General features: G+C 69.2%; 13 protein-coding genes. 8 read left to right on the forward strand and 5 right to left on the reverse strand.

Translation table 11 applies throughout. The features are described from left to right. Nucleotides 1–131: 131 nt before the first annotated feature. Entirely contained in the window at nt 132–686 is a 555-nt protein-coding gene (locus IEX69_RS12560; RefSeq protein ID WP_085017675.1) for a GNAT family N-acetyltransferase, read from the forward strand. Here the strand turns inward: IEX69_RS12560 and IEX69_RS12565 are convergent. From IEX69_RS12565 to IEX69_RS12575, 3 genes are read right to left on the reverse strand one after another with little or no spacing between them, the layout of a single operon-like run. Further along, nucleotides 683–3919 carry a hypothetical protein gene (locus IEX69_RS12565; RefSeq protein ID WP_188760947.1) on the reverse strand — a complete coding sequence of 1079 codons (3237 nt, stop codon included), beginning with the start codon at nt 3917–3919 and terminating at the stop codon, nt 683–685. The genes IEX69_RS12560 and IEX69_RS12565 overlap by 4 nt on opposite strands. A 17-nt stretch (nt 3920–3936) precedes the next feature. After that, the gene (locus tag IEX69_RS12570) at nt 3937–5397 is read right to left on the reverse strand and encodes a serine hydrolase domain-containing protein (protein ID WP_174604350.1); all 1461 of its coding nucleotides are present in this window, start codon (nt 5395–5397) and stop codon (nt 3937–3939) included. After that, the gene (locus IEX69_RS12575) at nt 5394–5990 is read right to left on the reverse strand and encodes a DUF6790 family protein (protein WP_174604351.1); all 597 of its coding nucleotides are present in this window, start codon (nt 5988–5990) and stop codon (nt 5394–5396) included. The genes IEX69_RS12570 and IEX69_RS12575 overlap by 4 nt, the downstream gene beginning before the upstream one ends. A gap of 219 nt (nt 5991–6209) precedes the next feature. Here IEX69_RS12575 and IEX69_RS12580 point away from each other — a divergent pair, with 219 nt between their 5' ends. Together IEX69_RS12580 and IEX69_RS12585 are read left to right on the forward strand one after the other, a co-directional pair. Beyond that, nucleotides 6210–6845 carry a response regulator transcription factor gene (locus tag IEX69_RS12580; RefSeq protein ID WP_229756339.1) on the forward strand — a complete coding sequence of 212 codons (636 nt, stop codon included), beginning with the start codon at nt 6210–6212 and terminating at the stop codon, nt 6843–6845. Beyond that, complete coding sequence (locus tag IEX69_RS12585) at nt 6842–8080, forward strand: sensor histidine kinase (RefSeq protein WP_085017678.1); 1239 nt, start codon at nt 6842–6844, stop codon at nt 8078–8080. The genes IEX69_RS12580 and IEX69_RS12585 overlap by 4 nt, the downstream gene beginning before the upstream one ends. A gap of 56 nt (nt 8081–8136) precedes the next feature. Here the strand turns inward: IEX69_RS12585 and IEX69_RS12590 are convergent, their stop codons facing one another. Next, entirely contained in the window at nt 8137–9375 is a 1239-nt protein-coding gene (locus IEX69_RS12590) for a multidrug effflux MFS transporter (RefSeq protein ID WP_229756340.1), read from the reverse strand. A 49-nt stretch (nt 9376–9424) separates the two neighbouring features. Between IEX69_RS12590 and IEX69_RS12595 the strand changes: the two genes are divergently transcribed. The 5 genes from IEX69_RS12595 (at nt 9425) to IEX69_RS12610 (ending at nt 13018) form a co-directional block, all read left to right on the forward strand. After that, entirely contained in the window at nt 9425–9886 is a 462-nt protein-coding gene (locus tag IEX69_RS12595; protein ID WP_174604352.1) for a MarR family winged helix-turn-helix transcriptional regulator, read from the forward strand. A 123-nt stretch (nt 9887–10009) separates the two neighbouring features. Next, the gene (locus IEX69_RS21110; protein WP_268235400.1) at nt 10010–10135 is read left to right on the forward strand and encodes a hypothetical protein; all 126 of its coding nucleotides are present in this window, start codon (nt 10010–10012) and stop codon (nt 10133–10135) included. Nucleotides 10136–11097: 962 nt separating this feature from the next. After that, nucleotides 11098–11346: a citrate/2-methylcitrate synthase gene (locus tag IEX69_RS12600; protein ID WP_338027673.1), complete on the forward strand. Its 249-nt coding sequence runs from the start codon at nt 11098–11100 to the stop codon at nt 11344–11346. A 344-nt stretch (nt 11347–11690) separates the two neighbouring features. Further along, on the forward strand, nt 11691–12050 hold the full coding sequence (locus IEX69_RS12605) for a DUF7882 family protein (protein ID WP_085017684.1): 360 nt from the start codon (nt 11691–11693) through the stop codon (nt 12048–12050). 56 nt (nt 12051–12106) lie between these two features. After that, complete coding sequence (locus IEX69_RS12610; protein ID WP_174604353.1) at nt 12107–13018, forward strand: helix-turn-helix domain-containing protein; 912 nt, start codon at nt 12107–12109, stop codon at nt 13016–13018. A 308-nt stretch (nt 13019–13326) separates the two neighbouring features. Here IEX69_RS12610 and IEX69_RS21145 read toward each other — a convergent pair whose 3' ends face one another. Next, complete coding sequence (locus IEX69_RS21145; protein ID WP_276328901.1) at nt 13327–13425, reverse strand: alkyl sulfatase C-terminal domain-containing protein; 99 nt, start codon at nt 13423–13425, stop codon at nt 13327–13329. Nucleotides 13426–13490 lie beyond the last annotated feature (65 nt).

A 13490-nucleotide genomic window follows, 5' to 3' on the forward strand; every position in this document is an offset into this window, starting at 1 on the left:
TCGCAGGGGGGTGACCTCCGGCTCCGGCCGGTCCCCGCGCGGGAGACCTGGGCCGCGCGGCGGAGGGGTCAGTCGGAGGCGCTGGTCGTGTGGGACGTCTCGGAGTGCAGTGTCTCCGTCATGCTGGTCCCATGTTCCGACTCGACCTCGGCCCTTCGGCCTCCCTGCGACCCCTCGAGATCTGGCACGCGGAGGAGTTCGCGACGCACCTCGACCGCGCGCGGGAGCACATCCGCCCCTGGGTCGGGCCCGCGTTCGTGACGGACACCGTCGAGGGTGCCGCCGCGACGATCACCCGCTACGCGACATCGGCGGCCGCCGACGGAGGGCGCCTCTACGGGATCTGGGTCGACGACGTGCTGCGGGGCGGGGTGATGTTCGTGAGCTTCAGCGCGGCGGCCGGGGTGTGCGAGATCGGCTGCTGGCTCGAGCCGGCGGCCGAGGGGCAGGGACTCGTCACCCCCGCCGTGAACGCGCTCCTCGACTGGGCGCTGATCGAGCGCGGGCTCCATCGCGCCGAGTGGAGGTGTCGAGCCGACAACGTCCGCAGTGCGGCGGTGGCGCAGCGGGTGGGGATGCGGTTCGAGGCCACCCTGCGCGGCGCGTGGCTGAACGGCGGCGTCTTCCACGACAAGCAGGTGTGGGCGATCCTGCGCGAGGAGCACCTCGCCCTGCGGGCCGGCTAAGTCCTCCTGTGCCGCGGCGAGTGCCTGAGCCCTACGACGACGACCATCCCCCCGGCGGTGGCGATGAGCGCGAGCGCGAGGATGAGGGGGATCGACGTCGTACCGGTGGCGGCCAGCTGCGTGGCTCCGGACGCGGCTGCCGCGGTCGATCCCGGGGCGGCCGGAGTGGCCGCCGGTGGGCTGGGTTCGGATGCGTCGACGTCACCGAGCGGGCTGGGGGCGCCCGGGGCGGCCCAGATGGTGTCGGGGCTGAGCGTGAGGTTCCACGTGCTCCAGTTCACGTCCTGCCAGGGACCGAAGGTGATGGAGGCGGGTGAAGCTCCCGCCCCGAACGCGGCGTCGCCTTGGTCGTCGAGGATCGCGAGGGCTCCCGCTTGGGGTTGGAAGGTCCAGTCCTGTTGCGAGCTCGGCGCACTCGCGGGATAGGCACAGGGCTCCCCGGTGAGAGCGCCGCCGGTCGACGACGCGCAGAGGGCGGCTGGTCCGTTGGCGATCTGGTAGGAATCCGCTCCGGGGGTCACGGGAAGCAGGGCCCATTCCTCCAGGTCGGACCAGATGAACGGGTTGATTGAGGTGATCGGCTGCCCGGCGCCGTTGTCAGGCGCGATCCAGCGGTGTCCGTCCGTCTGCGTGATGGCGTACTCGTCGCCGAGGACGGGCTGGATGCTGACCGAGGGACCGGCGTCGGAGGTGGTGAAGCTGGCTTGCGCGACGCCGGAGGCGAGGTAGCTGCCGCCTCCGCCTCCGCCTGCGCCCGCGTAGTCACCGGTGGAGCCGCCACCTCCGCCACCGCTGCCCCAGCCTCCGCCACCGCCACCGCCTGAGCCGCCTCCCCAGTCGTGGAAGGGATTGCTGCTGGCATTTCCTCCTACGCCGCCGGTCCCGCCCGTGAAGCGTCCACCGTTCGTGCCCGACCCGGCGTAGTTTCCGTCGTGCTCGCCCGCAGAGCCCGCGGAGATGAGGTTGCCGCCGGTACCTCCGCCGGTGTCGTCACCGACCTTGTCGAGGGTCTGTCCCGCGCATCCGGTCTGGACGCATCCGTTGCCGCCATCGCTGCCGCTGCTGTGGTTGTACATGCCGCCTGCCCCTCCGCCGCCACCGGCGATGGTCAGCCACTGCGAGCATCCAGCGTCGGCGCTGATCCCGGAGAAGCCCCCGCCCCCGCCTCCGGCGCCGGCGAAGATCGACCCGGTCGGGATGGTCTGGCCCCCTGGCCCGCCGCCCCCGAACCCGCCACCGCCCGGAGCCCAGTAGGTGTTGCCTTCGCCGTTGTCGCCGTTCTGGTAGCCGTCTCCACCATTGGCGCCCACCTGAGCGTAGATCGTGGCTCCAGCCGAGAGAGGGAGGACCGCGCTGACCTGGGCGCCGCTTCCACCGGCGTTGTGGCCTCCGCCCGCCCAGCCTCCGCCGCCCGTGCCGCCCGTGACCGTCACTCGCACTGCGTTCGCGCCCGCGGGCTGGGTGAAACCGTTCGTCGAGCAGGAGCTCGCGGACGAGAAGGTCGTCCACTGGAAGAGCGTCCCGGTGGTTCCCAGCGCTTCAGCGGCGGCCACCGTCGCGGTGGAGTCCTGGGCGGAGGGGCTGCCGGCGGAGATGCTGAGACGTCCTTCCGATGTCGGAGTCGTCGTCGTGGTGGGCACCGTTGCGGGGAGGTCTGGCGGGGCTGCCGTCAGCGAGCTGACCAGGACGAGCTGCCCGGCGTAGCCGGTTCCGGTGGCCGGTGTCATGGTGGTCGGTGATGCCGACGCGGGGTTGTTGAAGCTGTAGACGGAATCGGAGTCCCCGTCGACCAATACGGGCGGAATGGTGGCGATCGGCCCGCCTTCGGGGACGGTGAACGATTGCGCTTCGAGTACCGGGATCTGTTCAGCAGCAGCCCACGCGGCGACTCCGCTGTTCGGGTCGAGGCCGGACAGGACCGTGGTCGGTCCCGTGCCGCTGTAGGCCGGCGCGACCCAGCTCTGCCAATCGGCGGCGGACGGGACTCGCCACCCGGTCAATCCCAGAGGGTCGGTCGTGAGCAGGTTCGATACCGGGATGACGCTGGGCACGATGGTGGTGGACACCACGGATGAGGGGCTCGCGGATGCTTCCCACACGTTGTAGACGCACAAAGACGCGGGAGTGAGGCAGAACTGGTTCGAGTTCGTGCCCAGATCCTGCACGGGCTCGGTCGTCCACAGGTTGTAGACCCCGTTCGAGCCGGACTTGAAGTCGATCGCCGTGCCGTCGGGGATGGTGGGGAGGTTGCTGGTCGCAGCGTCGGTCCACGCGAGGATGTCCAGCTGCAGTTGAGTGTAGAACTGACCGATCTTGTCCGAGTTGTCGGGGGCCAGGGCATCGACCCCGGGGGACGCTGCGTTCTGCCAGTGGACGGCTTCCGCGTAGGCGTTGAACAGTTGTCCTGACAGGTTGACGTAGTAGTCGAGGAGCGCGTGCATGGCATCGAGGTACGCGCTCGTCCAGGTCGACTGCGAAGGGGGTGAGGATGCGGAGATGGTGGCGCCATCCCACACCGCCTGCCGGTACACGGCGATGATGCCTTCGGCGCCGTTGGAGCCCAGGAGAGCGCTGGAGAGATCGTCGAGATAGCCCAGGCCGCTGTCGCGCAGAGTGGTGATGGTGTTGATGTCGGTGGAGTCGGGCAGGTAGGGGTTCGTCACGTTGTAGGTCGAGGCCTCGCTGGCGAGGTTGCACACGGCCTGGACGCTGGCCTGGATGGCGGAGATGTTCTGATCCTCCGAGGCGACGAGTTCGTCGTAGGTGGACTGCGTCAGTTGTGCCTTGATGGCGTACTCGGCGTCCGTCAGCTGGTCGGCGAGCGCATTGACGGACGCCTGGATGGCATCGAGCTGCTGCTGCTGAGCCTGTTGATTCGCCAGCAGCGCACTGTCGTCCCCGTCGCCTCCGCCGTTGCCGAGCATGAGACTCAGCAGCCAACCCGCCCCATCCGTCGCTCCGTCGGCGACCGCGTTGGAGGCGACCGAGGTGATGAAGTCGAAGATCCCCGAGTCCTCATCTCCGAGGTCGGCGCCCACGATCGGGCTCGCACCCGCGGCGGTGCTGGGAACGACGTCGCAAGAGGCGGCATCGGCATCGGCGGCGACCGCGGGTGATCCGTTCACGACCTGAGCCACGCCGACGCTCGATCCGAGCAGCGCGAGGCCGACCAGCAACGCGGCACTTCGGCGATACCGGTGCGAGAGCGGGCGCGAGAGAGTGGAAGCGGACACGGTCCTCCTCAGGGAGCTCAACTGCGGGTGCCTGCGCGGCGCCGGACCAGGACCGCGGCGACGCCCAGGAACAGGAAGGCCGCTGCGGTCAGCCCGGACCCGACCGCGCCCACGCCTGTGTTCGCGAGGGACGGATCGGCGGTGGGCGTCGGCGAGGCCTGGCTTTCGATGAGCAGCGACAGGATGCGCGGCGCGAGCTGGGTGATGCCTGCTTCGTTCTGATTGAACATCGAGCTCACCCCGACATGCAGGCTCGGCGCGAGCAGCGTGTCGGTGCTGCTGCCCTCGGTTCCGCCGTTCTTGTGCGCGTAGGGCACGGTGATGCCCTTCGCCTGTGCGGGATAGCGCTCCCATCCGAGGCCCATGTGGAAGTCCGCGCTCTCGCAGGTGTTCGTGGGCGGTGCGGGCGGCTCGGGGGCCGGGACGGTGGGTGTGCAGGTCTGGCTGATCGGGAGGACCGGGGAGACGCTGTCCGCGACCGCTCTGAGTCCGCTCGAGACGTCTGCGGGGAGGTACCCGAGGCTCGCCGCGACGTAGGCGCCCATGTCGTCGGCGTCGGAGATCAGGCCGCCGCCACCCACGTAAGCGTTGTAGTTGTCCCAACGGTAGGTCTCGGAGTCACCGTAGTAGGGGGTCGCCGGGGTGGTGTCCGGGAACTCGACCGTAGTCGAGGTCATGCCGAGCTCATTCAGGAACGTCGTCTCGAGGGAGGTCTGGAACACCTCACCCGGCCCGGTCGGTGCTGTCGGGACCGCTCCTGGGGTGACCAGACCGGCGACGATGTCGCCCAGCAGTGCGAAGCCCCAGTTGGAGTAGTTCCAGGCGGTGCCGGGCTTCCACAAGGGGCACTGTCGCGTGTCGGCGCAGTCCTTCGAGAAGGAGTCCCAGAGCATGCTCGGCGTGTAGCCGGGCTTGGGGTTGGCGCACTTCTCCGGTGCGTCGGGGCAGCCGTCCTGGAAGTTGGGTGGGGCGTCGGTGAGACCCGCGGTGTGGGTGGCCAGGTCGAGCAAGGTGATGGGGGTCTTCTCGTGGGTGTCCGGGTCCTCCCACTCGGGGACGACGACTCCGGCCGGAGCGTACTTCTGGATGGGGTCGTCAAGCGAGACGGTCCCGGTGTCGACGAGGTACTCGAGCAGGTCGGCGGTGAAGACCTTCGTCTCCGACCCCAGCTCGAACTGCGTGGTCGCCTGCACGGGAGCTCCGCTGGTGCGATCCTCGACGCCGGCGGAGAACGTCGTGATCACGGGATCCGTCCCCGCCGGATCGGGGGTGACGACCGCGACGGAGATCCCCGGCACGGAGGGGTTGTCGACGAGGAATCCCTCGACCATCCCCTGGATGCGCGACTGCAGCTCCGGTGTCATGGTCACGACGTGTTCGCCCGGCCCCGGTGCCGCCGTCGCCGCCGACAGGGGCGCGATCGCCAGGAGCACGGCCGTGGCGGCCGCTGCCGCGCAGGCCCATCGAGATCCGCTCATCGGGCCGTCACCGCCTCGTCGACCGCAGCACTCCGTGGCGGGGCGGCATCGGTGCCGGTGACGGGATCGCGGCGTCGCGCCACGGCATGCCAGATGACGAGGGCCAACCCGACCACGTTGATCACGATGTCGCCGATGAGGAGCAGGCCGGTGTTGTTCACCGCGTAGTCGCCGTTGACCACCATCTGGTAGACGTGGCCCGCGGCGTCGCCGAGTCCGGAGACGAACGCGGCGACGACGACGGCCGCCTTCGCCCTGAACTGGGCCCGGCGACCGCAGACGGCGAAGGCGATGATCGCGAAGCCCAGGCTGGCCAGGGCCAGCTCCAGCTGGAAGGGCGACTGCGCCCATCCGATCGTCTTGGCCGCGTAGTCGCCGAAGACGGAGTGCATGACGAAGTTGATCGCGAAGGCCACCCCGAGCGCGTAGAGGATGAACTCGTTGAGGAACAGCCCGCTGATGACGGATGCGGTGCGAGGGCCCCTCCAGCGCAGCACCTTGACCACCGCCACGATGAGACCGAGCACGAAGCAGCTGATCAGGTAGTTGCCGATGACGGCCGCGAGAACGGTCGAGATGATGTCGGAGATCATGGGACGCCTCTCTAGGCGGTGAGGGAGCCGCTGTCCGCGCGCTCCGGCTCGACGATAGGGGTCCCATGCCCTCGTGTCTGCCGGGCGTCCGGGCGTCATCCGATCGGACGACATCCTCTGTCGTCCGATCCGCCCGACCACGGCGCAGACGTTTGATCCACGACCGGTGAGCGATGATGATGGTCCTCGAGGGCCGATGCGCCCAGGCCGGGGGCGAGTGTGAAGATCACGGTCGCCGTCGGCGACGACCACCCTGTCGTGCGAGCCGGCCTCGTCCACCTGCTGATGGCGTCGCAGGTCGTCGACGTCGTCGCGGAGGTCGACGACGGCACGCAGCTGCTCGACGCGATCCGCGCCACCACGCCTCAGGTGGCGCTCTCCGACTTCCGCATGCCCGGGCTGGACGGAGCGGCCCTCGCGCTGGCGGTCGCGGAGGAGAAGCTGCCGACGCGGGTGATCGTGCTCTCCGCCTATGCCGAGCCCGCCATCGTGTTCCGGTGCCTCGAGAACGGCGCGGCGGGGTTCCTCTCCAAGGACGCCGACCGCGACACCCTGATCGCCGCCATCCGCACGGTCGCCGCCGGCGCCGATGTGCTCCCGCCTGAGCTCGTCGGCGACGTGCTCGACCAGATACGGCAGCGCAGGACTGCGCCGGCGGCGGTCACGCTGAGCCCACGGGAGCGCGACATCCTCGCGGCGGCAGCGGCGGGGCGATCGGCGCCTGAGATCGCCCGAGCGATGCACCTCTCCACGTCCACCGTCAAGACCTATCTCCGGCGGCTCTACGAGAAGCTCGGTGTCGGCAGCCGTGGAGCAGCGATCGCCGAGGCGATGCGGTTGGGCCTGCTGCGATGACGTCCGTCGGTCCTCGCCCGAACGGCGGGTCCCTCTCCCTCGGCGCGCGCATCCTGGGATCCGTCCATCGGGTCACGGCGCTGCTGCGCGTGGCGCTCCTGGCTCCGCTGATCGTGCTCGCGGTGTTCCTCGCCGATTCCGGAGATGCCGGCGCTACCGCGTTCGCGATCTGGGTGTCGGTGTTCGCGATCTGGGGTCTGTTCACCGTGGGGTGGTCCGTGTGGCGTCCCGTGCCGTCCTGGGCAGGAACGGCGAGCATCCTCGTCGATCTGGGGATGTTCATCGCGATGGCGCTGAGCTCGGCCGGGGCGACGTCCTTCATTACGCCGGTGTTCTACCTCTACCCGGTCTTCTCGGTGTTCTACTATCGGCCGGCGCTCACCGCGGTCGTGGGCGGGCTCGTGGCGGGCGGCTACGCCGCGGTCTGGTTGGAGAACCTCGCGGTACGGGGCGGACCTGCACAGCCCGGGATCGTGTGGATGCACTTCCTCCTGCTGACCTGGATGGCCCTGACCACGACGGCGCTGTCGCTCGTGCTCGCCCATCGCGCCCGCACCGACACCGCAGCGCAGAGCGAGCACTCGCGCCTCGTCGCCCAGGTGCTCGCCGCCGACCATCGGGCCGGCACCCGACTGGCGGACGAGCTGCACGACGGGCCGCTGCAGGACGTGATCGCGGTCCGCCGCCTGCTCGAGCAGATCGGTGACACGTCAACGGAGACCGCCCTCATAGCCACGGCGGATCACCTGCTGGAGGAGACGACGGCCCGGTTGCGAGGCACCGTCCAGAGCCTGCACCCGCAGGTCCTCGCGGAGCTCGGCCTCGCCGCAGCCGTGGAGGAGCTCGCCCGCACGGCGACCTCGCGCGGAACGGTCCCGGTGTTCGCCACGGTCGAGCCCGTGCCGCCTCTCGGGTCCGAGAGAGAAGCCGCACTGTTCGGCGCGTGCCGGGAGTTCGTCGCCAACGCTCAACGTCACGCCGAAGCGGGTCGGATAGACGTCGCACTCGCTCGGCGGGACCAGCTCATCGTCTTGTCCGTCACAGACGACGGCCACGGCTTCACGGTCGGTCCGTCGACCTCGAGCGCTGCGATCCGGGCCGGCCACGTCGGTCTCGCATCGCACGAACTCCGGATCAACGGCCTCGGCGGGAGCGTCGTGGTCGACAGCCGCCTCGGCGTCGGCACGGCCGTCACGGCAGCGCTTCCCCTCGCAGACACAGGCGCCCCGCTCTGACGATCGGGTCAGCGTCGGCGGATTCGACGCAACGAGAGGTTCCTCGGCCGGGGTGATCAGGGCCTCGCCGCGGCGCCCGTTCGTGGGGTGCGGGGCCGCGCGGCGAGGTAGCCCAGCGTGGCGATGACGGCGCAGGTCGCCATGATGACGGCGAGCGGGAGGGCGCTGGTCTCGCCGGCGACGCTGACGAGGGGGGACACGAGGGCTCCGACCCCGAACTGGAGCGCGCCGAGCAGGGCTGATCCGAGGCCTGCGGTCGTGCGCACGGCGGAGAGGGCCCCCGCTGTGGCGTTGCCCATCACGAGACCGAGGCTGGCCACGGCGACGAAGATCGGCAGGGCCAGCAGCCACAGAGGTGCCGAGGTCAGCACGAGTGCGAGCAGCGCCAGGGTGGCGACGAGGATCAGGGCGAGCCCGATGCCGAGGAGCCGCTGCACGGGCACGGTCCGGGCGAGCCGCGCCGAGAGCGCGCTCACCGACACCAGTCCGATGGCGTTGATTCCGAACGCGATCGCGTACTGCACGGGTGTCAGCCCGATCATCGTCTGGTAGACGAACGGCGACGCGGAGATGTACGCCATCATCACGGCGAACCCGAAGGCGAACGCCACCACGTTGCCGATGAAGGCGCGCTGAGCCAGCTCTCGGATCGCGCCCCCGCCGGTCCGGGCCTCGCGTGCCGCCGCACGTCGTTCCGCCGTGTGGGTCTCCCTCACGACGACGAGCACCGACACGAGCATCACCAGCACGAGCGCCGTGATGAACCACATCGAACCGCGCCACCCGATCGTCGTGCTGAACACGCTCCCGAGCAGAGGCGCGATGATCGGTGCCACCCCGCCGACGATCATCATGAGGCTGAAGGCGCGGGCCGCCGCGACACCCCGCGCGAGGTCCGAGATGACGGCGCGTCCGATCACCATGCCCGCGGCTCCCGCGCAACCCTGCACGAGCCGCGCCGCCACCAGCACGCCGATCGTCGGGGCCAGCGCGGTCACCACGCTGGCCAGGAGGCAGACGACGGCGCCGATGACGAGGGGCCGCATCCGCCCGAACCGGTCGGAGAGCGGGCCGAAGATCAACTGACCGACGGCGACGCCCACGAGGAAGGCGGTGAGCGACAGCTGCACCTCCGTGGCGGATGCCGAGAGCTCGCTCGTCATCTGAGGGAAGGAGGGCAGGTAGAGGTCGGTGGCGAACGGGGCGATCGCCGACAGCAGCGCGAGCACGACGAGCAGCCCTGGCGTGACGGAGCGGTGACGAACGGAGGTGAGGTCGGTGGGCGGAGAGGTCACCGAGCAATTGTATATGGTTCTATACACATAAGTGACTAGGATGGGGTCCATGGACGACGATGCGGGTTCCCAGGACTGGGCGGACCTGGCCGACCTCGTGCTCACCTTGGCCCGGGAGATCCAGGGGCCGGGGTACCGCGATCGGCGGATCGTGCCGCTCACCAGCGCGGAGGCCGCCGTGATGCGCTTCGTCGACCGGAACCCGGGATCGACGCTGGGGGAGGTCGCCTCGGCCACGGGCTTCCAGCGCAGCAACCTGAGCACCCTGGTGTCCTCGCTCGCCGGGAGGGGGCTGGTCGAGAAGCGCGCGGGAAGCGCCGACGGACGTGTGATCGAGCTCCACCCCACCCGGGAGGCGGGGGAGAACCTCGCGCGGCTCCGGGCTGAGTGGACCGACCTGCTGGCCGACGCTGCTCAGCGCTCGCAGATCTCGTCGACGACGGACGAGACGATCGAGCTGCTCGGCCGCTTGCTCGAGGGGGTCGCGAGCCGTCGCCGCGACTCGCGCTGAAGCCGACCGAGGATCGCGGCCGACGTCGCGCAGACGGCCGTGACCTTGCCGCTCATCGCCGTGCCGAGGGTGTCGAGGGACGCATCCGCGTACCCGCATTCCCCGAAGACGAGCATCGCAGACATGGCAGCCCCGGTCCGCCCGCACGCCGACGATGCCCGGAGCGTCGTGATCCCGGAGTCGGGCCACGTCATCCCGGACGAACAGCCGGAACTGCTCGCCGAGGCCCTGCTCGAGTTCCTCGAGTGAGGTCTCGACCGTTCGTCTCCACTGCATTCAGGCGGCACGCCCGGTGTGGCTCTAGTGTTCGAAGTACGTCGAAGACCCGCCAGGTCCTCAACGCCCCTCCCTGCATGTGAGATCGGAACGTTGTGGACAGTCTCCAGGCCCTCGCCCAGTACCTCGCCACCGACCTGGGAGAGAGTGCGGACATCCATCTCGTCGACGAGGGCACTAGCGGGACACCCCAGCTCTCGCTCCTCGTCCAACCGAGAGATCCCGCCGCTCTGCCGATGACCGTCTACGGAGGCCGGGGCGAGATCCCTGCCGTCGAGTTCGGTTCCGTCGCCGGGGTCGAGTGCCTCGGTTCCACCCGCGTCGGTGATGGTCGCGTGATGACGCCGTTGCAGGAGCTGGGGACACTGGTGGCTGTGGCGGCGCTCCACGGGGCGCACCTGACGTGCGGCCGGTTCCGGCGCCGATATCTCATCGTCGGACACCTGGACCGCCAGCTGGCGGCGCATCGGCGGACGACGCTGAAGTCGTGGCGGCCCATCCAGCCCCAAGGCCTGTCCCCGTACTCGTTCCTGCGGCCTCCCGACTACCGGGCGATACCCGCGAGTCTCCTTCGGCTGCGCGCGCATCGGTCGCTCACTCCCGGTGGCCGAGATCACAGCCGCAGGGGTACCGTTCAACCGATCAGGCGGGGAGGGTGGACAGGGTGAGGACGCTTCTTGACGAGGAGTACGCGCCCATCACCAGGCAGATCGGCTTCATCCGGGCCGATGTCGACAGGGTCGCTGACGAGTTCGGCGCGTGGATGCGGGGCCTCGGGAAGTACGCCGACCGCTCGGCTCATGGCCTGCCGAACCTGCGCGACGCCCTGGAGTTGCTGCCGCCGCTGACGACCGAGCTGCGCCGAAGCCTGTTCGTGCAGAGGGAGAACGGCTGGACCGCCTGCTTCAACAATCTGTACAGCGGTTCTCGCCACCCTGCCCGACGGCGAGGGGACGATGGATGCCGTGCGCCGGCTCCAGCAGACCGTCGCCGACCGCGCCCGCCTGGCGCCGAACGTCGACCTGGCGCTGGCAGCCCTCGCCTCGGCGGCCCGGCTTCCCGAGGACACCGCGGCCACGGTCTTCGTCATCGGGCGCACGGCCGGATGGATCGCCCACATCGCCGCCGAATACGCCGAGCCCGCGATGCGGCTGCGTCCCCGCGGCGAGTACGTCGGGCCGTGAAGTCGCGGCGAGAAGACCAATGTCGAACCGCGTCTGCGGTTCGAAGGTCCCATCGCAGAGGCGACGCCGCGACAAGAGCAGGTCTGAAAGTCGGATTCTGTGTCCTGCTCCTGGGCGGATGCGCGACGTCAGATGTCGTCGGCTGGGGGCACATCCAGCGGGCCGTACTCGAGGCGTTTCAGGGCCGTCTGTTCGCCCTCGGAGACGTCTTGTGGATCGAGAGGCCGCGCTTCGTTCCCCATGGAGAGAGTCTTGATCCGGAATGCTGGAAGCAACATAGACCGCGACCGCTCTTAGCCACAGGGCGTTGACGACGATCCGATTTCCGCGGAATCGTGGCCGCCATGGGTAAGTTCCTGTGCGGCTCTCACATAGCCGTGGAGTTCGACGATCGGGTCCTCGCTCACATCCAGGTCGTGATCGGCGCGAAGCTGCGCCGGGGCGAATCCATGCTCTTCAGCTGGCGCGACAGCCCCGACGCCGGCGACGGCCGCACCACCGTGTGGATTCACCCGCTCTCGGACGTCGTCTTCAAGTACTACGGGCACAGGAAGCCCGCCGTGAACCCGGAATGGGTCGACGCGATGATGCTCGAGGCCAACAAGCCCGGCGGGCTGCAGCTCATCGAGGAGCCGGGCCAGAATGCGCCGAGGCCGGTTGCGCACCATAACCCCATCGCCGCCAGCGGATTCTCGGCCTCGTAGGCGCAGGAACGGCGTGAAGCCAGGGGAAGGGAGAGGCTCCAATGCACACCGTCAGCGTGTCAGCGCACGATACCGATGAGGCTGTCGAGACGATCGACCAGTTCTTCCCCGGCACCACGATCGGCAGCGGGCACGGGGAGGAGTTCCGCTGCGACTTCGACACCTTCGTCAGCCCGCAGGGCCTGACCTTCCTGGACTACATGATCGCCGGTCGGCCCACCCACGGTTTCGTGGAGAGCTCGGTCGGATATGCGTTCACTGTCGCGCACATGAAGGGTGAGATGACGCTCGGGCGCGACACCATCGACTCCGACCGCCCCTTCCTCCTCCCCGAAGGACTGCGCGGCACCTACGACCACACCACGGCACAGGCGGTCATGATCAGCCAGAAGACGCTGGTCGACTTCCTCGACCGCACCGCCGGCCACACGACCGGAGGGCCACTGCGCTTCACCGGGACAGCGCCGCACTCCGAAGCCCACGACAAGCTGTGGCGATCCACGCTCCAGACGGTGGAGACCGCGATGTGGGGCGGTCTCGTCGACGATCCGATGATCGCCAAGGCACTGTCCGACCTGGTCGCCGCGACCGTGATCCGCTGCTTCCCGAACAACTGGCAGGACGCGAGCGGCGACACGCACCCCACCACGGCGACCCTGCGACGCGCGATCGCGTTCGTCGATGACCACGCTCACGAGCCGATAGCCGTCAACGACATCGCCGCCGCGGCCGGCCTCTCCGAGCGGGCCCTGCAGGAGGCGTTTCGATCGCAGCTGGGAGTGACCCCGACCGCCTACCTGCGAAGCGCCCGGCTGGCTCTGGCACGCGAGAAGCTCCTCGCCGCCGACCCGGCCACCGCGAGCGTGGAGAACATCGCCCGAGCGGTCGGATTCGGCCACATGTCACGCTTCGCGTCTGCCTACCTCAGCTCCTACGGCGAGTACCCGCGCGACACTCTGAGACGTTGAGAACACAGGGGTGCTCGCGCAAAGGGTCCGACGCATCTTCAGCTCGTTGAGCTCGGCTGGTCTGCGACGGGTTCGGCCTTGAATCCCGCGGCGTTCTCCAGCCAGACCAGCTCTCACCGAATCTGGAGCCAGCGGGCTAGGACTGCCAGTAGGTCCACGGTGTAGCTGGGTGAGTTCCACGTGATGTGCTCGGCGAACCCACGCGTCGTCACAGCGGCCTCGGGCGTGACTGTTGACATACGGAACATCATCGGCTTGATTGCGGGAGGTTCATCAGGTCGAGTTATCGCCAGGTGACGTGTCCCGAGTCAGGGTTGCACGATGTCGAACCAGAGGGTGAACTCCTGCAGAGACGCGAAGAGCTGTTCGAGGCTGTCGCGATCGCCGTCGACGGCGATGCCGTCCACGGCCTGGAGGCCGCCCCGTTGAATCGTCGAGAGAGCTTGAGTGCGCGTCGATGAGAAGCCGGAAG

Origin of the sequence: Cnuibacter physcomitrellae, assembly GCF_014640535.1 — a bacterium.
Classification (GTDB): Bacteria; Actinomycetota; Actinomycetes; order Actinomycetales; family Microbacteriaceae; genus Cnuibacter; species Cnuibacter physcomitrellae.

Excerpts from the sequence above, each read along its gene's own strand:
- IEX69_RS12560 (WP_085017675.1), top strand. The coding sequence starts at position 132 with ATGTTCCGACTCGACCTCGGCCCTTCGGCCTCCCTGCGACCCCTCGAG.
- IEX69_RS12570 (WP_174604350.1), bottom strand. The coding sequence starts at position 5,397 with ATGAGCGGATCTCGATGGGCCTGCGCGGCAGCGGCCGCCACGGCCGTG.
- IEX69_RS12575 (WP_174604351.1), bottom strand. The coding sequence starts at position 5,990 with ATGATCTCCGACATCATCTCGACCGTTCTCGCGGCCGTCATCGGCAAC.
- IEX69_RS12585 (WP_085017678.1), top strand. The coding sequence starts at position 6,842 with ATGACGTCCGTCGGTCCTCGCCCGAACGGCGGGTCCCTCTCCCTCGGC.
- IEX69_RS12595 (WP_174604352.1), top strand. The coding sequence starts at position 9,425 with ATGGACGACGATGCGGGTTCCCAGGACTGGGCGGACCTGGCCGACCTC.
- IEX69_RS21110 (WP_268235400.1), top strand. The coding sequence starts at position 10,010 with ATGGCAGCCCCGGTCCGCCCGCACGCCGACGATGCCCGGAGCGTCGTG.
- IEX69_RS12605 (WP_085017684.1), top strand. The coding sequence starts at position 11,691 with ATGGGTAAGTTCCTGTGCGGCTCTCACATAGCCGTGGAGTTCGACGAT.